Origin of the sequence: Stakelama saccharophila (assembly GCF_032229225.1) — a bacterium.
Lineage (GTDB): Bacteria > Pseudomonadota > Alphaproteobacteria > Sphingomonadales > Sphingomonadaceae > Sphingomonas > Sphingomonas saccharophila.
The window spans coordinates 288,450-308,844 of sequence record NZ_CP135076.1; the positions used below are offsets into that span (position 1 = coordinate 288,450).

The 20,395-nt window shown below is 68.3% G+C and carries 20 protein-coding genes; 11 read left to right on the plus strand and 9 right to left on the minus strand.

The genetic code is table 11. From position 1 onward, the window contains the following. Positions 1-8: 8 nt before the first annotated feature. On the minus strand, positions 9-686 hold the full coding sequence (locus RPR59_RS01370; RefSeq protein WP_313915891.1) for a DsbA family protein: 678 nt from the start codon (positions 684-686) through the stop codon (positions 9-11). Beyond that, a complete protein-coding gene (locus RPR59_RS01375; RefSeq protein ID WP_313915893.1) occupies positions 686-1,222 on the minus strand; it encodes a DUF721 domain-containing protein in 537 nt (178 codons plus the stop codon). The genes RPR59_RS01370 and RPR59_RS01375 overlap by 1 nt, the downstream gene beginning before the upstream one ends. A gap of 27 nt (positions 1,223-1,249) precedes the next feature. On the opposite strand from RPR59_RS01375, the gene RPR59_RS01380 reads away from it, so the two are divergent. The 3 genes from RPR59_RS01380 to nudC are packed head-to-tail and all read left to right on the plus strand — an operon-like array spanning position 1,250 to position 4,523. Then, on the plus strand, positions 1,250-2,299 hold the full coding sequence (locus RPR59_RS01380) for an A/G-specific adenine glycosylase (protein ID WP_313915895.1): 1,050 nt from the start codon (positions 1,250-1,252) through the stop codon (positions 2,297-2,299). Positions 2,300-2,316: 17 nt separating this feature from the next. Beyond that, a complete protein-coding gene (locus RPR59_RS01385; RefSeq protein WP_313915897.1) occupies positions 2,317-3,645 on the plus strand; it encodes a serine hydrolase domain-containing protein in 1,329 nt (442 codons plus the stop codon). A 5-nt stretch (positions 3,646-3,650) separates the two neighbouring features. Then, positions 3,651-4,523 (plus strand): NAD(+) diphosphatase, encoded by an 873-nt coding sequence (gene nudC / locus RPR59_RS01390; protein WP_313915899.1) that lies wholly within the window; start codon positions 3,651-3,653, stop codon positions 4,521-4,523. 418 nt (positions 4,524-4,941) lie between these two features. Here the strand turns inward: nudC and RPR59_RS01395 are convergent, their stop codons facing one another. After that, positions 4,942-5,832 carry a prephenate dehydratase gene (locus tag RPR59_RS01395; protein ID WP_313915901.1) on the minus strand — a complete coding sequence of 297 codons (891 nt, stop codon included), beginning with the start codon at positions 5,830-5,832 and terminating at the stop codon, positions 4,942-4,944. Positions 5,833-5,941: 109 nt separating this feature from the next. Between RPR59_RS01395 and RPR59_RS01400 the strand changes: the two genes are divergently transcribed. Further along, on the plus strand, positions 5,942-6,610 hold the full coding sequence (locus RPR59_RS01400; protein WP_313915903.1) for a c-type cytochrome: 669 nt from the start codon (positions 5,942-5,944) through the stop codon (positions 6,608-6,610). 18 nt (positions 6,611-6,628) lie between these two features. Here RPR59_RS01400 and RPR59_RS01405 read toward each other — a convergent pair whose 3' ends face one another. Beyond that, positions 6,629-7,540 (minus strand): LOG family protein, encoded by a 912-nt coding sequence (locus RPR59_RS01405; protein ID WP_313915905.1) that lies wholly within the window; start codon positions 7,538-7,540, stop codon positions 6,629-6,631. Between the two features lie 48 nt (positions 7,541-7,588). Further along, positions 7,589-8,272, minus strand: coding sequence for an extensin-like domain-containing protein (locus tag RPR59_RS01410; RefSeq protein WP_313915908.1), 684 nt, complete (start codon positions 8,270-8,272; stop codon positions 7,589-7,591). A gap of 163 nt (positions 8,273-8,435) precedes the next feature. Between RPR59_RS01410 and RPR59_RS01415 the strand changes: the two genes are divergently transcribed. The 5 genes from RPR59_RS01415 (at position 8,436) to RPR59_RS01435 (ending at position 14,695) form a co-directional block, all read left to right on the plus strand. Beyond that, complete coding sequence (locus RPR59_RS01415) at positions 8,436-9,608, plus strand: phosphoserine transaminase (RefSeq protein WP_313915910.1); 1,173 nt, start codon at positions 8,436-8,438, stop codon at positions 9,606-9,608. A 127-nt stretch (positions 9,609-9,735) separates the two neighbouring features. Beyond that, positions 9,736-11,313, plus strand: a complete 1,578-nt coding sequence (gene serA, locus RPR59_RS01420) for a phosphoglycerate dehydrogenase (RefSeq protein WP_313915912.1) — start codon at positions 9,736-9,738, stop codon at positions 11,311-11,313. 22 nt (positions 11,314-11,335) lie between these two features. After that, positions 11,336-12,433, plus strand: coding sequence for an ATP phosphoribosyltransferase regulatory subunit (locus tag RPR59_RS01425; RefSeq protein WP_313915914.1), 1,098 nt, complete (start codon positions 11,336-11,338; stop codon positions 12,431-12,433). A gap of 96 nt (positions 12,434-12,529) precedes the next feature. Then, entirely contained in the window at positions 12,530-13,840 is a 1,311-nt protein-coding gene (locus RPR59_RS01430) for a methyl-accepting chemotaxis protein (RefSeq protein WP_313915916.1), read from the plus strand. A 42-nt stretch (positions 13,841-13,882) separates the two neighbouring features. Continuing rightward, a complete protein-coding gene (locus RPR59_RS01435; RefSeq protein ID WP_313915918.1) occupies positions 13,883-14,695 on the plus strand; it encodes an aldo/keto reductase in 813 nt (270 codons plus the stop codon). Between the two features lie 3 nt (positions 14,696-14,698). Here the strand turns inward: RPR59_RS01435 and RPR59_RS01440 are convergent, their stop codons facing one another. Genes RPR59_RS01440 through ubiA form a run of 3 tightly spaced genes read right to left on the minus strand, consistent with a single transcriptional unit; the run spans position 14,699 to position 17,772 of the window. Next, positions 14,699-15,499: a 3'(2'),5'-bisphosphate nucleotidase CysQ gene (locus RPR59_RS01440; RefSeq protein ID WP_432280303.1), complete on the minus strand. Its 801-nt coding sequence runs from the start codon at positions 15,497-15,499 to the stop codon at positions 14,699-14,701. Further along, complete coding sequence (locus RPR59_RS01445) at positions 15,489-16,823, minus strand: TldD/PmbA family protein (protein WP_313915923.1); 1,335 nt, start codon at positions 16,821-16,823, stop codon at positions 15,489-15,491. Before RPR59_RS01445 ends, RPR59_RS01440 begins: the two co-directional genes overlap by 11 nt. A gap of 31 nt (positions 16,824-16,854) precedes the next feature. Next, entirely contained in the window at positions 16,855-17,772 is a 918-nt protein-coding gene (gene ubiA / locus RPR59_RS01450; RefSeq protein WP_313915924.1) for a 4-hydroxybenzoate octaprenyltransferase, read from the minus strand. Positions 17,773-17,902: 130 nt separating this feature from the next. Here ubiA and RPR59_RS01455 point away from each other — a divergent pair, with 130 nt between their 5' ends. After that, positions 17,903-18,220, plus strand: coding sequence for a PilZ domain-containing protein (locus tag RPR59_RS01455; RefSeq protein ID WP_313915927.1), 318 nt, complete (start codon positions 17,903-17,905; stop codon positions 18,218-18,220). A gap of 18 nt (positions 18,221-18,238) precedes the next feature. Here the strand turns inward: RPR59_RS01455 and RPR59_RS01460 are convergent, their stop codons facing one another. Further along, the gene (locus tag RPR59_RS01460) at positions 18,239-19,489 is read right to left on the minus strand and encodes an aspartate kinase (RefSeq protein WP_313915929.1); all 1,251 of its coding nucleotides are present in this window, start codon (positions 19,487-19,489) and stop codon (positions 18,239-18,241) included. 146 nt (positions 19,490-19,635) lie between these two features. Between RPR59_RS01460 and ubiG the strand changes: the two genes are divergently transcribed. Beyond that, positions 19,636-20,367 (plus strand): bifunctional 2-polyprenyl-6-hydroxyphenol methylase/3-demethylubiquinol 3-O-methyltransferase UbiG, encoded by a 732-nt coding sequence (gene ubiG, locus RPR59_RS01465; RefSeq protein ID WP_313915931.1) that lies wholly within the window; start codon positions 19,636-19,638, stop codon positions 20,365-20,367. The last annotated feature ends 28 nt before the right edge of the window (positions 20,368-20,395 follow it).

The following is a 20,395-nucleotide window of genomic DNA, read 5'->3' on the forward strand; positions in this document are numbered from 1 at the left end:
TACTCCTGCTAGTTCGCCGCGGCGGCGGCGGTGAGTTCGGGTTTCAGCTCGGCCCAGCCATGGGCGTCGGTCAGCGTGCCATTGATGGCGAAGGACGGGGTTCCGCGAATGACCGACCAGTAACCGGTCGCTTCCTTGCGCAGCCGCTCGAACGCGGCCTCGTCCGTCAGGCAGGCGTCGACCGCATCGGCCGTCATGCCGCTCTCGCGTGCGAGCCGCGTCAGCCCGGAACCCTCGGCCACCGCGCGAACCTCCGCCAGCGTCACCTTCGGCACGCGCGAATACATGCCCGGCACCGTCCGCGCGCCGTCCTGCAACGCCTTCTGATCGGCAAAGATCGCGCGGTGCAGCCCGACGAAATCCGCGCGCGGGGCGCAGCGCGTCAGCATCGCCGCGGCGATGTCGAGCGGGTCGCGCACGGCGTTGCGCAGCGTTACCGCCACCGTGCCGTCGGCGATCATCGGTTCCAGCCCCTCGGCCGATTCGGCGACATAGTCCGCGCAGTGCGGACAGGTATAGCTGAGATATTCGACCAGGCGCACCGGCGCATCCGGGTTGCCGACCACGGCGGCGCCATCCGCCGCGGTGGCGACCGTCGCGGCCCAGTCCGCCTTCGGCCCCGCCTGCGCAGGTCCCGTCGTCAGCAGGCCCGCAAGCGCCGCCATCATCACCAGCAAAAGTCGCATCAATCGATCTTTCCGATCTTCGGGATGGCGCCGGGCCGTTCGATGCTGACCGCAAGCGCGCCCAGCACGTCGCGCAGTTCGTCGTCTTCTATTCCGCGCAGGCCGCTGCGCAATTCCGATTCGCCCGGTTCCGGCCGGGGCTGCGGTTTCGGCCGGGTCGCGCGCTTCACCTCGCCCTGGCGGAACTGTACGCGGGCGACGGCGGGATAGCCGAAGAAGCGGTTCACCCGTTCGATGATCTCGGGCGCGATATGCTGCATCATCGTCACATGCGCGCCGGCGACGACCAGGCTCAGCACCCCTTCGGTCCGCTCGCCGCGCGGAAAGCGGATCGATTCGGGGCTCGACACCCGGGCATAGCGTTCGCCCACGATCTCGTTCCAGCGGCTGACGACCGAACTCTGGACGAAGCCGAAACGCCGGAACGCCGCGCGCCCGATATCGGGCACCAGGTCGGCGACCGCGCGCGGCCCGCCATGGCGGCGCGGCGCTTCCTGCGTCTTTGCGCGGCGGCGGAGTTGCGGGGGCTTCGTCATCACGACCGTTCATGCCATAGGCGCACCGTGCCCGCCAAGCTTCCTTCGACGATCGCGCCGCATCTTCTCGCCCGGTACGACCGACATGCCCGCGATCTGCCGTGGCGCGCGCCGCCCGGCACGCCGCCGCCCGCGCCCTATCGCGTCTGGTTGTCGGAGGTGATGCTGCAACAGACGCAGGTCGCGACCGTCAAACCCTATTTCGAACGGTTCACCACCCGCTGGCCCGATTTCGAAAGCCTCGCCGCCGCCGATGAGGGCGAATTGATGGCCGCCTGGGCCGGGCTCGGTTATTATGCCCGCGCCCGCAACCTGCTCGCCTGCGCCCGCCAGGTGGTGCGCGACCATGGCGGCCGCTTGCCGGATACCGAGGCGGAACTGCGGAAGCTTGCCGGAATCGGCGACTATACCGCCGCCGCCATCGCCGCCATCGCGTTCGGAGCGCGTGCCGTGGTGGTCGATGCCAATGTCGAACGCGTCGTCGCCCGCCTCGCGGCGCTGGAAGATCCGCTCCCCGCCGCGCGGCCGACCGTCCGCGCGCTCGCCGACACCATCACGCCCGAGCCCCGCGCCGGCGATTTCGCGCAGGCGATGATGGATCTCGGGTCCGACATCTGCACCGCGCGTGCGCCGCGATGCCTGCTCTGCCCGCTGCGCGCCGATTGCGCGGGCCATGCCAGTGGCGCGCCCGAGCGCTTCCCGGTCAAGACGCCGAAACGCAAGCGCCCGCACCGGCGCGGGACCATCTTCTGGCTGACCAGCGGCGATTCGGTTCTGCTCGTCCGCCGTCCGGACAAGGGGATGCTGGGCGGCATGCGGGCACTTCCTACCGGCCCGTGGACCGACGCGGCGCCGGGCCTTGCCGAACCGCCGATCCCGGCCGAATGGCGCCTGCACGATGCGACCGTTCGGCACGGCTTCACCCATTTCACACTGGAATGCACGCTTGCGAGCGCGCGTGTCGAGGCGCACATCAACCCCGAGGCCGGGTCGTGGTGGCCGATCGACGACCTCGATTCGGCCGGGCTGCCGACCCTGTTCGCCAAGGCGGCGGCGGTGATGAAGAAGCAGGGATGAAGGGAATGGGGATGCAGATGTTCCGGAAAGTTGCGAGTGCGCTAGCCCTCGCCGTGCTGCTGACAGCGCCGGCCGTACCGCTGACGGCGGCGCCGCCGCGCAACGGCGCCGCCGCCGATGCGGCGACCGCCATCGCCCTGCCGAAGACCCGTGCCTTTGCGCAGAGCTTCGTCGGCGAGGACAAGGCGCCCGGCATCGTCATCGCCGTGGGCAAGGGCGACCGCCCCACCACCTTCATCGCCGACGGGCGCCTGTCGGACGAAACGGGCGCGCCCGCGGTCGACCGCGATACGCTGTGGCGCGTCTATTCGATGACCAAGCCCGTCACCGCGATGGCGGCGATGATGCTGATCGAGGACGGCAAGCTGTCGCTCGATCAGCCGGTCGCAGACTTCATTCCCGCCTTCGCCGACATGCAGGTGCTCGACACGCCCGACGGCGACAGCCTGGCGAGCCACCCGGCGGAGCACCCGATCACGATCCGCAATCTCCTGACCCACACGGCCGGCCTGGGCTACAACATCATCTCCAGGGGTGCGCTCAAGACCGCCTATGAGGAGCAGGGCATCCTGCCGGCGGCCGTCAACGCACAGACGGAACCGCAGATGCGCGCCGTGCGGCCCGCCAGTCTGAAGGCCTTTGCCGAGCGCGTCGCCACCCTGCCGCTCGCCTACGAACCCGGCACCCGATGGAGCTATTCGATCGGACTCGACATACTCGGCCGCGTGATCGAGGTCGCGAGCGGCCAGCCCTTCGACACGTTCGTGCAGCAACATATCCTCGACCCGCTCGATATGACCGAAAGCTACTGGACGGTGCCGCAGGCGAAGGCCGATACGCTCGTCACCAACTATTTCTGGGCCGGCGATGCCCGGGTGCCGCTCGATCCGGCGCAAAGCTCGGTGTTCCTCGAGGCGCCCTCCTTTCCCTATGGCGGCGCCGGGCTGGTGATGTCGGCGCGCGATTACGACCGCTTCCTCCACATGCTGCAAAATGGCGGCACGCTCGATGGCGCCCGCATCCTGAAGCAGCGGACGGTCGATCTCGCCATGTCCGACCTGCTGCCCGACGGCGTCGCCTTCACCGGCGTTGCGGGCACGACCGGCGGCAATGCCGACGCGGGCCCGAAAATGGGCTTCGGCGCGGGCGGCTCGGTCTATCTGGAGGATGTGCCCGGCGGCCCGGCCAGGGGGACCTATGGCTGGGGCGGCGCGGCCGGCACCATCGCCTGGGTCGACCCGGCAAACGACGTGCGCGGCACCGTGATGGTCAACTATTTCCCCAGCGACAAGTGGCCGCTGCGCCAGGATGTCGTGCGGGCCGTCTATTCCGACCTCGGCGACTGATCGCGGTGCGCCCGCCCGGCTTCACCGGCGGCACGCTCGATCGTGCCGATCACCTGCGCCAGGACCCGGCGGCGCTGGCCGGTGTCCGCGCCGACGCGCGGGCGCGCCTGCTCCGCCTCGATGCCGCCGAGCCGGAGGTGAACGAGGACGGCCGCCTCGTCTGGGCGCCGCTTTCCGAAGCGCCGGACCGGGCCGAACTGATGCTGCTCGGCCTCGACGGCGAAGCGCGTCCGCATTTCGCCGCCCGCCTGCCCGACGATCCGCCCGCCGCCGGCCGGTCGCCCGCCCTGATCGCCATGCTCGATGCGATGCGCGCGGAAGACGCCGCCCATTACGCCGCCGCGCGCAGTCTGATCGACTGGCACGCCCGCCACGGCTTCTGCGCCAATTGCGGCGCGCGCACCTCTCCCCACCGCGCCGGCTGGGCGCGGCATTGCGACGGCTGCGGCGCCGAGCATTTCCCGCGCGTCGACCCGGTCGTGATCATGATCGCCGAACATGACGGCCGCGCTCTGCTTGGCCGCCAACCCGCCTGGCCGCAGGGCCGGTACTCCGCCCTCGCCGGCTTTCTTGAGGTAGGCGAGGCGATCGAGGAAGCCGTCGCCCGCGAAATCGCAGAGGAAGCCGGCGTGCCCGTGCGCGGCGTCCGCTATGTCGCCAGCCAGCCCTGGCCCTTCCCCTCCTCGCTGATGATCGCCTGCATTGCGGAGGCGACCGACGACACCATCACCGTTGACGAAAACGAACTCGAATCCGCCCGGTGGTTCACCCGCGAAGACGTCCGCGCCGCCCTCGCCGGCAACCCCGCAGCCCCCTTCCTGCCACCGCCGCCCTACGCCATCGCCCACACCCTGATGCACGCCTGGGCCGACGGCTGACAACCTCCCCCCTCCCTTTCTAGAGACTTCTCGCGAAACTCCCCGTCACCCCGGACTTGTTCCGGGGGCCACGGAACCACGAACCCGTACGGTGCTGGTTTGCTGCGCCGTGGATGCCGGAACAAGTCCGGCATGACGAAAAATGAAAAGGGTACGCTCACCTTTCGCAGAGGCCTCGAAAGGGAGGAGAAAATAAACCGACCTCCCCCCGTTCCGTCGTTCCTGCGCAGGCAGGAACCCATGTCTCCCCCGACGCCCGCACCGCGCCGAAAACCATTTTCCTACACCCGCCGGCCTGTGCCACCACGGGCACGGCTCTTTGATATCGGTTATACTTCTCCCCTCGCGCGCACCCGCGCACGCTGAGGTGCGACTCTGTGCGACCTTTGGCAGATTTCCGTGCCTGTGCCTGCCCGCCTCAACCGCGGCGGCGGGCCTGCGGATAGGTGCCGAGCAGGCGGACCCATTTGGTCTGGAACGCCAGTTCCTCCAGCGCGCGGTCGACCGCGGGGTCGCCCGGCGCGCCTTCGATGTCGCAATAGAATTCGCTCGCGGCGAAGCTGCCGCCCTGCTGATAGCTTTCCAGCTTGGTCATGTTGACGCCGTTGGTCGCGAACCCGCCCAGCGCCTTGTAGAGCGCGGCCGGCACGTTCTTCACCGCGAAGATCAGCGTCGTCACCGCCGCGCCGTCGACCGCACCGTCCGCCGCCTCGCGCGCCAGCACGACGAAGCGGGTGGTGTTGTGGTCGGCATCGGCGATGTCGTCGGTCAGCACCTCCAGCCCGTACAGCTCCGCCGCCTTGGGCGGGGCCAGGGCAGCGACCTCGGGATCGCCCATTTCCGCCACCAGCGCCGCGGCGCCGGCGGTGTCGGGATAGGCGACCGGGCTGATGCCGTGCGCGTTCAGCCAGTTGCGGCACTGGCCCAGCGCCTGCGGATGGCTCATCGCCTGGCGCACCCGCTCGCGCGGGCCCTGTCCCACCAGCGCGTGGCGGATGCGCAGGAAATGCTCGGCGGTGATGACCAGCCCCGATTCCGGCAGCAGATAGTGCATGTCGGCGACGCGGCCGTGCAGCGAATTCTCGATCGGGATGATCGCCCGGTCGGCCCGCATCTGCCGCACCGCGTCGATCGCGTCGGCGAAGCCGAAACAGGGCAGCGGCAGGCAGTCGGGAAAGGCCTCCAGCGCCGCGACGTGCGAATTGGCGCCGGGCGCGCCCTGGAACGCGACCACGCGTTCGGGCGCGGTCGCGGCGGCTTCGGTCATGCGCGCGACAAGCGGGCGCGCCGGCGTCGGAAATTCCTGCATGGCAGCGCGCGCTTACGAAGCCGGACGCTTCGTGGCAAGCTCGGCTTGCGATGGCGGATCGAGCCCCCTAAAGGAACACAGATTTCTTTCGGGGCGAGAACCAGGCACAATGGATAATCGGACGAACACGATCGCCGGGTGGGTGTTGGCAGGATGTGCCTCGGCATTGGGACTGTCGATCGTGAGCGGCATGGTCTTTCACGACGAACGGCCGGAAACGATGGGCTATCCGATCGAGGGCGTCGAACAGGCCGCCGGCGGCGAGAAGGAAGTTCCGCTGGCGACGCTGCTGGCGAGCGCCGATCCCGACAACGGCGCCAAGATCTTCAACAAGTGTTCGGCCTGCCACACCATCGATCAGGGCGCGCCCAACGGCATCGGCCCGAACCTGTACGCCATCGTCGGCGATCCCGTCGCACACGGCCGGGGCGGCTTCGCCTTTTCCGACGCGCTGAAATCGGTCGGCGGCGAATGGACGTTCGAGAAGCTGAACGCCTGGCTCACCAGCCCGCGCAAGTTCGCCTCGGGCACGAAGATGACCTTCGCCGGCCTGTCGGATCCGCAGGACCGCGCCGACATCATCGTTTATCTCAACAATCACGGCTCGAACGTGCCGCTTCCCGCCGCGCCGACAGAACCGGCCAATGCCGAGGAAGAGGCCCTGGAAAACCAGGCCGGCGCAACCTCGACGGCGAATCTCGTCAACGAGGCGACGCCCGCTCCCGGCGCGCCGTCGGTGGACGAACGCGCGGCCGAGGAAGCCGAACAGAACGACTGATCGGCCGCGCGACGGCGCTCAGGCCGGGGGGAACGCCTCGGCCACGGCCTCGTCCCGCTTGCGATAGAAGTCGCGCACCGCGTTCCAGCCTTCCTCCGCCGTTTCCACGAAGGTGATGAGGTCGAGGTCGCGCGGAGAGATTACGCCCTCCTCGCACAGCGCCTCGAAATCGACGACGCGGTTCCAGAAGTCGCGGCCGTAGAACAGCACCGGGATCGGATCGATCTTGCCGGTCTGGATCAGCGTCAGCAGCTCGAAGCTCTCGTCGAACGTGCCGAAACCGCCCGGGAACACCGCCACGGCGCGCGCATGCAGCAGGAAATGCATCTTCCTGAGCGCGAAATAATGGAATTGCATGCTCAGGCTGGGCGTCACATACGGATTGGGCGCCTGTTCGTGCGGCAGGACGATGTTCAGACCGATCGATTCGGCGTCCATGTCCGCCGCGCCGCGATTGGCGGCTTCCATGATCGACGGCCCGCCGCCCGAACACACCACAAACTGCCGGTGCCCATCCTCGTCGAGCGGGAATTTCGACGCCAGCCGGCCCAGTTCACGCGCGACGTCGTAATATTTCGACTTGGCGATCAGCCGCTCGGCGATTCGCTTTGCGCGCTCGTCCTCGGCCAGGTCCAGGAGCGCCTGCGCCTTCGCCGGCTCCGGGATTCGCGCGGAGCCGTACATCACGAAGGTCGACGCGATCTTCGCTTCGTCCAGGACGAGCTGGGGTTTCAGCAATTCGAGCTGGAACCGGACGGGACGCAGATCCTCGCGCAGCAGGAAGTCCATGTCCTGAAACGCCAGGCGATAGGCCGGATGCTCGGTCTGCGGCGTCTGGACCTGGGTGCGGGCGGTCTCCGCCTCCTGCTGGGCGGGCCGGAAGACCCGCGAAGGCAGGCGGGTTTCCTTGTCGGTATTCTTGTCGGTCATTGGCGCGGCCATAACCGATCCGGCGAGGCGCGCAAGCGCCGCACCCGATCAGCGGCAGAAATGACCGCCGCCCATATCGATGTGAAAATGGTTGCGGTGGGCGCTGTTATATTCCGGCCCCAGCGTCGTGGAGAAGCGCTTGCAGGCCGAACGGTGCACGACCCGCAGAAAGGCGCGCACCTGCTGGTTGTCCGAATTCCATCCCTCCAGCACGCTGATCCGCCTGCCGTCGGCAAGATCGAAGGCGGCGATGTCCACCGCATCGGCGACGGCGTGTTCGGAAAGCCGGCTGGCCGTTCCGTTGCCGACGATTCCGCGGCAGGAATAGGTGCCGAAACTTTCGATCTTCACCACGTCGCTGCCCAGGATCTGGCGCGCCGCCGGGCGGATGCCGTAGCGCACCCAGTTGACGAACCGGTCGGCGAGGCCGCAGCGCATCGCGCCCAGATTGGTGACGGGCGTGCCGATGTCGAGCAACTGGATCGTGCCGATGCGCGAACAGCTTCCAGGCGTGCCGCGATCGGGCAGACTGCGGAATTCCACCCGCTTCCGGTTCAGGCTGGCATAGCATTGCCGGGTCTCGGCATCGGTCGGGATGCCCGATTTCGCCGCCTTCAGATGCGGTTTGGAATGCGGCGCGCCCGGACGTCGCGGTCCGGTTCCGCTGTCTCCGCCGCCAAAAATGCAGGCCGACAGCAACAATATGGACGCAAGAACGAATACGCGCTTCACGCCCCCTCGCTACGCACCGCCGCCGCCGCTGGCAACCCGCACTCCGTCCCGAAATGCGCCGCGGCGCATCCGTCAGCAGTTGACAGGCGCCCGCACATCTTTAGGCCCGTCGGCGGGCCACGCTGTCCCAACGCAGCGCGCGCTCTCTGTAAGGAGAGACTATATGACTGACACGACTACCGCGCCCGCCACGGGTGCGTCCGCCAAACCTGCCGAAAAGCCGGCACGCCCCTATTTCTCGTCCGGCCCCTGCGCCAAGCCGCCGGGCTGGGACGCATCGAAGCTGGCGACCGATTCGCTCGGCCGCTCGCACCGGTCCAAACTGGGCAAGGAGCGCCTGAAACGCGCGATCGACCTGACGCGCGAGGTTTTGAAGGTGCCCGACACGCACCGCATCGGCATCGTCCCCGCCTCCGACACCGGCGCGGTGGAGATGGCCATGTGGTCGATGCTGGGTCCGAAGCCGGTCACCTGCATGGCCTGGGAAAGCTTCGGCGCCGGCTGGGTGACCGACGCGGTCAAGCAGCTCAGGATCGACCCGGAGGTGATCGAGGCCGATTACGGCGACCTGCCCGACCTGACGCGCGTCAGCCCCGACCATGACGTCATCTTCACCTGGAACGGCACGACCAGCGGCGTGCGCGTGCCGAATGGCGACTGGATCGCCGACGACCGCACCGGCCTGACCTTCGCCGACGCCACCAGCGCGGTCTTCGCGGTCGACATGCCGTGGGACAAGCTCGATGTGACGACCTTCTCCTGGCAGAAGGTGATGGGCGGCGAAGGCGGCCACGGCATCCTGATCCTGGGGCCCCGCGCGGTCGAACGGCTGGAAAGCTACACGCCCGACCGGCCGCTGCCGAAGATCTTCCGCATGACGAAGGGCGGCAAGCTGAACGAAGGCATCTTCGAAGGCTCGACCATCAACACGCCGTCCATGCTGGCGGTCGAGGATTATATCTTCGCGCTTGAATGGGCGCAGTCGATCGGCGGGCTCGACGCGCTGGTCGCGCGCTCCGAGGCCAATGCGGCGGCGCTCGGCCGGATCGTCGCGGATCGCGACTGGCTCGACCATCTGGCGGCCGACCCGGCGGTGCGTTCGACCACCAGCGTCTGCCTCAAGCTCGTCACCGACGCCGATGGCGATACGCAGGGCAAGCTGGTTAAGAAGATGGTCTCGCTGCTCGAAGCCGAGGACGCGGCCTACGACATCGCCAGCTATCGCGACGCCCCGCCGGGCCTGCGCATCTGGTGCGGCGCAACCGTCGACACCGCCGACATCGAAGCGCTCGGCCCCTGGCTCGACTGGGCCTGGGCACAGGCGAAGAGCGCGTAACCCGAACAACCGTCATCCCAGCGTAGGCTGGGATCTCGTGCCACCTGCCCGCCGATGAGCGTCGCTCGTGCCGCCCGAGATCCTGACCTTCGTCAGGATGACGAATTGCAGCAAGGAGCAATTCGTCATGCCCAAGGTACTCATTTCCGACAAGATGGACCCCAAAGCCGCCCAGATCTTCCGCGAACGCGGGGTCGAGGTGGACGAGATCACCGACAAGAGCCCGGAAGAACTGAAAGACATTATCGGCCGGTATGACGGCCTGGCGCTGCGCTCCTCGACCAAGGTCACCGGGGACCTGCTCGAGGCGGCGGACAATATGAAGGTGGTCGGCCGCGCCGGCATCGGCGTCGACAATATCGACGTGCAGGCCGCCTCGGCCAAGGGCATCGTCGTCATGAACACGCCCTTCGGCAATTCGATCACGACCGCCGAACACGCCATCGCGATGATGTTCGCGCTCGCCCGCGAAATCCCCCAGGCCGACGCCTCGACCCAGGCCGGCAAATGGGAAAAGAAGAAGTTCATGGGCGTGGAGCTGACGTCCAAGACGCTGGGCCTGATTGGCGCGGGCAATATCGGCGGGATCGTCGCCGACCGCGCGCGGGGGCTGAAGATGAAGGTCGTTGCCTACGACCCCTTCCTGACCGAGGAGCGGGCGCTGGAAATGGGCGTGGAGAAGGCCGATCTCGACACGCTGCTGAAACGCGCCGACTTCATCACACTGCATACGCCGCTGACCGACCAGACGAGGAACATCCTGTCGAAGGAGAATCTCGCCAAGACCAAGAAGGGCGTGCGCATCATCAACTGCGCGCGCGGCGGGCTCATCGACGAGGCGGCACTCAAGGAAGGTCTGGATTCGGGCCATATCGCCGGCGCGGCGCTCGACGTGTTCGTCGAGGAGCCGGCCAGGGAAAACCCGCTCTTCGGCACGCCGGGCTTCATCTCCACCCCGCATCTGGGCGCATCGACGACCGAGGCCCAGGTCAATGTCGCCATCCAGATCGCCGAGCAGATGTCCGACTATCTGCTGTCGGGCGGCGTCACCAACGCGCTCAACATGCCGAGCCTGTCGGCCGAGGAGGCGCCGCTCCTGAAGCCTTATATGGCGCTGGCCGAAAAGCTCGGCAGCCTGGTCGGCCAGCTTGCCCAGGACGCGCTCAAATCGATCGCGATCGAAACCGAGGGCGCGGCCGCCGAGCTCAACCAGAAGCCGATCACCGGCGCCGTGCTGGCGGGCGTGATGCGCGCTTATTCCGACTCCGTGAACATGGTCAACGCGCCCTTCCTGGCCAAGGAACGCGGCCTCGACGTGCGCGAAGTGCGCCATGACCGCGAGGGCGATTACCATACGCTGGTGCGCATCACGGTGCAGACGGACGAGGGCGACCGATCTGTCGCCGGCACGCTGTTCTCCAACACGGAGCCGCGGCTGGTCGAATTGTTCGGCATCAAGGTCGAAGCCGATCTCGCCGGCAAGATGCTGTACGTGGTCAATGCCGACAAGGCCGGCTTCATCGGCCGCATCGGCTCCGCGCTGGGCGAAGCGGGCGTCAATATCGGCACCTTCCATCTCGGCCGCCGCGCGACCGGCGGCGAAGCGGTGCTGCTGCTCTCCGTCGATCAGGACATCACGCCCGAATTGCTGACCACGCTGCGCGGCATGGACGGCGTGAAGACCGCGATGGCGCTCGACTTCTGATGGCGCTAGGGGGAGCGGCACGATGACTTCCGGACTGCTCCCCCAGGGCTTTCACGACCGCCTGCCGCCTCATGCCGACGCCGCGGCGGCGCTGGAGGCGCGCGTGCTCGCCACCGCACACGCCCATGGCTATGAACGCGTCGACCCGCCGCTCGCCGAGTTCGAGGATTCGCTCGCCAGCCGGTTGAAGTCGGGCAGTGCGCACGATGCGGTACGGTTCGTCGATCCCGTCTCGCAGCGCACGCTTGCCATCCGCACCGACATGACGGCGCAGATCGGCCGCATCGCCGCGACCCGCATGGGCCACCATCCGCGCCCGGTGCGCCTGTCCTATGCCGGACCCGTCGTGAAGCTGCGCGCGCCGCAGCTCCACCCCGAGCGCGCCATGCGCCAGATCGGCGTCGAACTGATCGGCAGCGATGGCGTCGCCGCGGCGAAAGAGATCGTCGCGGTGGCGGTCGAGGCGTTGCAGGCGGCGGGCGTGGACGGTCTGTCGATCGACTTCACCCTGCCCGATCTTGTCGACACACTCGCCGATGGCCGGCTTTCGCGGGAGCGGCTCTCCGCGCTGCGTCAGCGACTGGATGCGAAGGACGCCGCCGGTGTCGCGGCGATCGACCCCGCATATCTGCCCCTGGTCGCGGCGGCCGGGCCGTTCGACGAGGCGCTGGCCGGGCTGCGCGCGTATGGTTCGGCGGCGCTTGCCAGCAGGCTCGACGGCATGGCGCGGATCGCCGACCGGGTGCGCGGCTCGGTCGCCATGACGCTCGACCCGACCGAACTGCACGGGTTCGAATATCAAAGCTGGTTCGGCTTTTCCCTGTTCGCCGCGGGCTCGCGCGACGCCGTCGGGCGCGGCGGCAGCTATACGATCGTCCATGGCGACGGGCGCGAAGAGGCTGCGGTCGGCTTTTCGCTCTACGCCGACGCGGTCCTCGTGGGGCGGGCCGGCGGCGAGGGTCGCAAACGCCTGTTCCTGCCGCTCGGCACCGATCCGGATCACGCCGCGGCGCTTCGCCGCGACGGCTGGGTGACCGTGGCCGCGCTGGACGACGCCGATACGCCGCAAGCGCAACTGTGCACGCACCGGCTCGCGCCAGAGGGGCCGGTCGCCGCCTGATGCGGCCGATTGTCGGCGCGCACTTTTTGCCGATGTCTTCGAACTGTCATCCCACGGCAAACCCGCATTTACCTTCTTCGGTATAGCAGGGCGGCCATGCAGACCACATCGCCCCTCGCCGTCGTTTCGGCCTCCGCAGACATCGGCTGGCTGCGCGCCGACGACGGCAATGACGAGCATGTCCGCGCGGATACGCCGCTGCACCGCGCCATCGACCGTTTCTACCGCGATACGGCGCTACGCCTGTTGCCGGTGGTTGATGCGCTCGACCAGCCCGTCGGCGCGTTGTTCGATCGCGACATCCGGCAGTTGCTGCTCAATCCCTTCGGCCACGCCTTGCTGCGCAACCCGTCCTACGGCGCCGATCTGGGCGCATATGTCCGATCCTGCCCGGTCGCCGAGGCCAGCCTGCCCGTTCCGGAGATCATCGACCGCTATCGCGCCGCCGACGGATCCGAAGGCATGATCCTGACGCGCGGCGGCCGCTTCCACTGCGCCATTTCCAATCGCCGCCTGATCCAGTTGGCAGCCGAGCACGAATTGTCGCGCACCCGTTCGCGACTGGCGCGCTCGCAGCAGGTGGAAGCCGCCAGCAAGGCTTTCGAGCGGCACGTCGCCCTGCTGTCGCGCGACATGGTCGGTCTCGCAGAGCGCATCGAGGCCAATGCCGTTGCCACCGCCGAACGCGCGAGCACCACGGGCGAAAGCGCGTCATCGGTCGCTGCGGCCGCAGCGCAGGGCAACGGCAATCTCGCTGCCATTGCCGAACAGGGCCGCCGGCTCGCCACCGCTCTGGCCCAGATTTCGGCCAATACGCGCGAAGCCAAGGCGGTGGCTTCCGATGCCGTCGCCCTCGTCGCGCGGGGTAGCGCGCGTACCGCCGATCTCTCGCGCTCGGCCCAGTCGATCGATGCGGTGATCGGGCTGATCAGCGAGATCGCGGCCAAGGTGAACCTGTTGGCGCTCAACGCCGGCATCGAAGCGGCCCGTGCCGGCGAGGCCGGGCGCGGCTTCACCGTCGTCGCCAACGAGGTGAAGGCGCTTTCCCGCCGGGCGTCGGACGCGGCCAAGACGATCATCGAGCATGTCGGCGAAATGCAGATGGCCGTGCGGGAAGTGACCGATACCCATGGCAAGGTCGAAACCGCGATCGCCGCCATCGCCTCGCGCTCCGGCGAGATCGAGCGCGAAGTTGCGGGGCAGGCAAGCGGTACGCACTCCATTGCCGAAAACACCGCCGAAGTCGCGGAGGCGACGGCCGTGATCCAAAGCGATACGGAGGCAATCGCATGGAGCGCGGCCACCGCCTCGCGCGGCGCCGACGACATGCGTTCGCTGGCGCGCCGCCTGGCGGAGGACGCCGAACAGCTCTCGTCGGAAGCGGAAAGCTTCCTGCGCGTTCTTTGACGAACGGCTGAACCATCGGCCGGTCCATCGGTTGGAGACGGCATGACCGATACTCCCATGCTGCAGATGAACGATGGCCGCCATATTCCCGCTCTCGGTCTCGGCACGTACAAGATCCCCGATTCGCAGGCCGATGCGGTCGTGCGTCGCGGCATCGATCTCGGCTACCGCCTGGTCGATACGGCAGCCATGTATGACAATGAACGCGGGGTCGGCAGCGGCGTGGCGGATGACGACACCGTCTTCCTGACCACCAAGTTGTGGAACCCGCAGCAGGGCCATGACGCGGCGATGCAGGCGTTCGAGGAAAGCCTTGCCCTCTTGGGCCGCGACGATGTCGATCTCTATCTGATCCACTGGCCCTGTCCGGCGCAGGACAGGTATGTCGAAACCTGGAAGGCGCTGATCGGGTTACGAAAGAGCGGCCGGGCGAAATCGATCGGCGTGTCCAACTTCCTTCCCGAACATATCGAGCGCATCGCCGCCGAAACCGGCGAACTGCCCGCGGTGAACCAGATCGAACTGCACCCCGGATTCCAGCAAAGGCAAGCACGGGCATTTCACGACCGGCACGGCATCGTCACCCAGAGCTGGAGCCCGCTCGGCCAGGGAGCCGCCCTGAAGGACCGGCGGATCGCGCAGATCGCCGAAAAGCACGACCGGTCGGCGGCACAGGTCGTCCTGCGCTGGCACCTGCAATCGGGCCTGTCGGTAATTCCGAAGGCAGGCGCCCCCGATCACCTGGCCGACAATCTGGGCGCCCTGGGCTGGACCCTGGACGACGAAGACATGGCCGCGATCGACCGGATGGACGATCCCGACGGGCGCATCGGACCGCATCCGAACCGGATGTAGGCGTCAGCCGCCCGGCGCGGGTGCCGCCCCTTTCGCCAATACCGACCGCGCCGCCAGCCGCTCGCGCGCCGCATCGTGGATGGCGGGCGCTGTGGCCAGCACGCCGAAGGCATGCGCTTCCGGCGAATTGAACGCGAGCGGCTGACCCAGCGCATCGGTCACCGCCGCACCCGCTTCCCGCGCGATCAGGACGGCGGCGGCGATGTCCCATTCATTGCCCCAGCGCAGCGTCGCAACCAAATCAGCATCGCCCGCCGCCACCATCGCGATGCGCAGCGCGATCGAATTGGGCTTGTAGACCGTGGTGAAGTCGCGGTCCGCCTTGGGGAGATGTTCGGCCGGGACGCGCGCGCCGGAAAGCGTGGCGTGATCGCTCGCCATGATCCTCTGGACGCCGCGATAGGCGCCCTTGCCGTTTTCGGCGTGCCAGTGCTCGCCCCGGGCCGGGGCATCGAGCACGCCGACGACCGGCTGGCCGCGTTCGATCAGCGCGACCGACACGGCCCAGCCTTCCCGCCCGCGGATATAGTCGCGCGTGCCGTCGATAGGGTCGACCACCCAAATCCGCGTCGCGGCGAGTCGGCTGGCGTCGTCCTTGGTTTCCTCCGACAGCCAGCCGGCATCGGGCAAAAGTGCACCCAGCCGCTGGCGCAGCAGGTGATCGACCTCCAGGTCGACTTCGCACACCGGGTTGCCGGGCGATTTCTCCCAACGGCGGAAATCGGTGCGCCAGCGCTTCATCGCGAGCGCGCCGGCGTCGGCCGTGACGGACCGCACCGCATCGGCGAGCGTTTCAGTCACCAGCCACCGTCATTCCGTCGATGCGCAGCGTCGGGACATTGACGCCATAGCGAAATTCCAGGTCGTTGGCGGGCATGGCCCGTGCGAACATGTCCTTCAGGTTGCCGGCGACGGTGATCTCCGCCACCGGTGTCGTCACTTCGCCCTTTTCGATCAGGAAGCCGGCGGCGCCGCGACTGTAATCGCCCGTCACCGGGTTGACGCCCTGGCCGATCAGCTCGGTGACCCACACCCCGCGCTCGATGTCCGCGACAAGCGACTCCACCGGCACGTTGCCCGCTTCCATGTACAGGTTGCTGACGGACACGCCGCCCCCCGGCGCGGCATGGCCGGTCGGCTCCATTTCGAGTTGCCGCGCCGAGGCGCTGTCGAGCAGCCAGGTTTCGAGCAGGCCGTCCTCGACGATCGAAACCGGTGATCCGCCCACACCCTCGCCATCATAGGGGCGCGAGCGCAGGCCGCGGGGCCGGTGGGGATCGTCCCGGATGGTCACGCCGCGGGCGAAGACCCGCTGGCCCAGTGCGTCCCGCAGAAAGCTCGTGCGTGCGGCGATGCGCGTACCCGAAATCGCGCCGACAAAAGCGCCCATCAGCGAACCGCCGACCCTGGGGTCGAACACCACCGGCATCGTCGCACTGCCGATACGCGCGGGCGACAGCCGCGCGACGGCGCGTTCCCCGGCCAGCCGGCCGATATCTTCCGGCGCGTCGAGCAGACGCAGATGGCGGGTGGTGTGGTGGGCATGGTCCCGCTGCAGCGCACCGGCGCGGCCCGCCACCACGCTGGCAGAGATCGCATGCGAGCTGGTCGCATAGCTGCCGGCAAAGCCGTGGCTGGTGGCGAGTGCGGTAATGGTTCGGCTTGCGGAGGCAGAGCCGCCCTCGCTGTTGGTCACGCCGGCGATGCTCCGCGCGGCCTCCTCGGCAACCAGAGCACGCTGCTTCAGTGCCTCGGGCGAGACGTCGGCGCCGTCGTCGATGTCGAGATGCGGCGGGCTGCCGTGCAGCAGCCGTTCCGCCGGCGCGAGGCCCGACCAGCGGTCCTCGCTCGCCTCGCGCGCCATCGCTATCGCCCGGTCGGCGAGTGCGGCAAGCGCGCCGTCCGACAGGTCGGACGACGATACGCTCGCCGATCGTCGGCCGATGAAGACGCGCAGGGTAAGGGTGTCCCCCTCGGACCGCTCCACATCCTCCAGCGCGCCGAGCCGCACCGAAACCGCCACCGACCGGTCGGTGATGTAGTGCGCATCGGCGGCATCGGCGCCGCGGGCAATCGCCCGGTCTACGGCGGACTGGGCAAGCGATCGGGACGTTTCGGGGGTCAGCATCGACGCGATTTAGGGTGGCGAACCGCAATCGTCAAAGTGCGGACGCCGTGCCGACCACGAAACAGGCCGCGAACATCAGGAAGCCTGCATTGCGATTGGCACGGAACCGCGCCAGCGCACTTGCGCCGTCGGCGGTGTCGAGCGTCAGAACCTGCCAGGCGAGATGTCCCGCCATCGGCAGGAGCGCCAGGAGCGCGAGCCAATCGGGCCGCACCAGCCAGATCGCGCCCGCCCAGCAAGCGAGCGCAACCGCGTAGAAGAGCGCCACGCCCGGCCGTACCTTGCTGCCGAGCCGCCGCGCGGACGAGCGAACGCCGACCAGGGCGTCGTCCTCGACATCCTGCAAGGCATAGATGGTGTCGTAGCCGATCACCCAGAAGACGGCGCCGGCATAGACGAGCAGGCCCGGCCAGGCGATGCCGCCCGTCACCGCCGCCCAGCCGACCGGCGCCGCCCAGGAAAAGACGAGACCCAGCCACGCCTGCGGCCACCAGGTGATCCGCTTCATGAACGGATAGGCCGCGACAAGCGCCAGACTGGCCAGCGCGACCCCCGCGGCGACCAGGTTCAACTGGACGAGCACGACCAGACCGACGAGGCATTGCAGTACCAGCCACGTCCAGGCGGCCTGCAACGACACCGCACCGCTGGCGAGCGGCCGGCTTCGCGTGCGCGCCACCCTGCGGTCGAGATCGCGGTCGACAATGTCGTTATAGGTGCAGCCCGCCCCGCGCATCGCAATCGCACCCAGCAGGAACCACAACAGCAGGTCCCAGCGCGCGATGGCGCCGCCGGACAGGGCGATCGCCCAGGCGCCGGGCCAGAACAGGAGCCACCAGCCGATCGGGCGGTCGTGCCGCGCCAGCAGGGCATAAGGGCGCGCCCGCCGCGGGAGCAGGCCCACCAGTCCGTGATGCTGGGTGTCGGGAAGCGCGCGGTCGTCGGTCATCGCCCCTTTGCTGCCACAGCCGGTCGCGCGGGGACAGCAGGAAGTGCACCGCTTCCGGGCGTGTTAATCGGGTATTAACCGTCTGCGGTCAGCTTAAGCGCGTTGTGGGGGGATGATGATGGCGACACGCATGACCCAATATCGGCCGGTAGGACCGGCGCTCGTCGAACAGCGCCGCGCGCCGCGGCATCCCGTATTCGTCACGCGGGCCACGACGCGCCGCCACAAACAGGAAGCGGTCGAGGCGCGGCTGTGCGACCTTTCGGCCTATGGCTGCCGCCTCGCCGGCGATGACCAACCCGATGGCGAACGTCTGTGGCTGCGGTTCGAAGGCAGTATGCCGGTCGCCGCGACGGCGGTGTGGAGTCGGGACGGCATGGTCGGCTGTCGTTTCGACGAACCGATCGATCGCAAGCTCGTGCGCGCGCTGACGCTGACCGTCGACTGACGGCGCGCCGGCGCCGTTTCAGGCGGCGTCCTCGGCATCCAGGCCGTAGGCGGTGTGCAGCACGCGCACCGCCAGTTCGGTATAGTCTTCCTCGATCAACACGCTGACCTTGATCTCGGACGTGGTGATCGCCTGAATGTTGATCCCCCGGTCGCCCAGTGTCTTGAACATCTTGGACGCGACGCCGGCATGGCTGCGCATGCCCACGCCCACGACCGAAATCTTCGATACCCGGGTGTCGTGGACCATTCCGCCGAAGCCGATGGCCTCGCGGTTGTTTTCCAGCGCCTCCAGCGCGCGCGGCATGTCGGCTTGCGGCACGGTGAAGGTGACGTCGGTAGAGCCCGCCGAATGGGCGATATTCTGCACGATCATGTCGACATTGATGTTCGCCTCGGCCAGCGGACCGAAGATCGACGCCACGGCGCCGGGATGATCGGGCACCTCGGTGAGCGTGATCTTCGCCTCGCCCTTGTCATGGGCGATGCCGGTGATGAGCTGCCGTTCCATATCCTCGATCTCCTCTTCGCCGACGATCAGGGTGCCGGGCTCCGGATCGTCCGTGGCCTCGGTGAACGACGACAATACCTGTACGCGCACGCCTTCCTTCATCGCCAGCCCGACCGAGCGGGTTTGCAGCACCTTGGCCCCGACGCTCGCCAGCTCCAGCATTTCCTCATAGGTGACGCGCGACAATTTGCGTGCGCGCGGCACGATGCGCGGGTCGGTGGTATAGACGCCGTCGACATCGGTATAGATGTCGCATCGGTCCGCCTTCATCGCCGCGGCCATGGCGACCGCGCTGGTATCCGACCCGCCACGGCCGAGCGTCGCCACCCGCTCGCCGGCCGCCACGCCCTGAAAGCCGGGGATGACGGCGACCTCGCGCGCCACCAGTGCCGCCGCCAGCCCGTTCGTGTCGATTTCCGCGATGCGCGCGGAGCCGTGGCCGTCCGATGTGCGGATCGGCAATTGCCAGCCGAGCCAGGAACGCGCCGGAACGCCGATCGCCTGCAGCGCGATCGCCAGCAGCCCGCTGGTAACCTGTTCGCCGGAGGACACCACCACGTCATATTCGCGCGCGTCGTAGAGCGACGATGCCTCGCGACAGAAGTTCACCAGCCGGTCGGTCTCACCCGCCATGGCCGACACGACGACGGCGATCTCGTTGCCCGCCTCCCATTCGTGCTTCACGCGGGCGGCAACGGCGCGGATGCGTTCGATCCCGGCCATGGAGGTGCCGCCGAACTTCATCACGATGCGCGCCATGCGGGTTTCCTGTAGCTGCGGGGTGCGGCCTGATAGGAAGCGCCCGGCGCCAAGGCAAGCATAGCACTGCTTTCGGACGCAGAACGACCGCTTGGCGCCGCCGCAATCCGCTTGGGATGCGGCACCGCTGCTGATATGCGGGTTCCATGGCCGACCCCGACACGACGATCGATCCGGCGGAAGCCGCGCATTTCGGCAAGCTCGCCGCCGACTGGTGGAACCCGAAAGGGTCCTCGGCGATGCTCCACCGGCTCAATCCGGTTCGGCTCGCTTATCTGCGCGAGGTGATCGACGCCCATTGGGATGCCGACGAACGCGGTTTCACGCCGCTCGCCGGCAAGACGGCGCTCGACGTCGGCTGCGGGGCAGGCCTGCTGGCGGAACCGCTGGCCCGACTGGGCGCACAGGTGACGGGCGTCGATGCGGCCGGCGAGAATATCGGTGCGGCGCGCGCACACGCGGCGGCGTCGGGCCTGGACATCGACTATCACGAAGGCGGCATCGCGGCGGTAGCCGGTCGCACCTTCGATCTCGTGACGTCGATGGAGGTGATCGAACACGTCGCCAATCCGGCGGCCTTCGTCCGCGGCCTCGCGGCGGCGCTCGGCGAGGACGGGATACTGGTCCTGTCGACGCCGAACCGCACGCCGCTGTCGCGCCTCGGACTGATCACCATCGGCGAGGGGACGGGCGCGATCCCAAAGGGGACGCACGACTGGAACCGCTTCCTGACGCCCGAGGAACTGACGGACCTGATCGAGGCGGAAGGGCTGGAAGTCAGCGACCTGCGCGGCCTCGGCTACTCATCCGGCCGCGGCTTCGTCCTGTCGAGCGACCTGCGGCTGGATTACCTGATGACGGCGCGGCGACGCGGCTGACGACCGGGACGGCGCCATGGCGGCACCG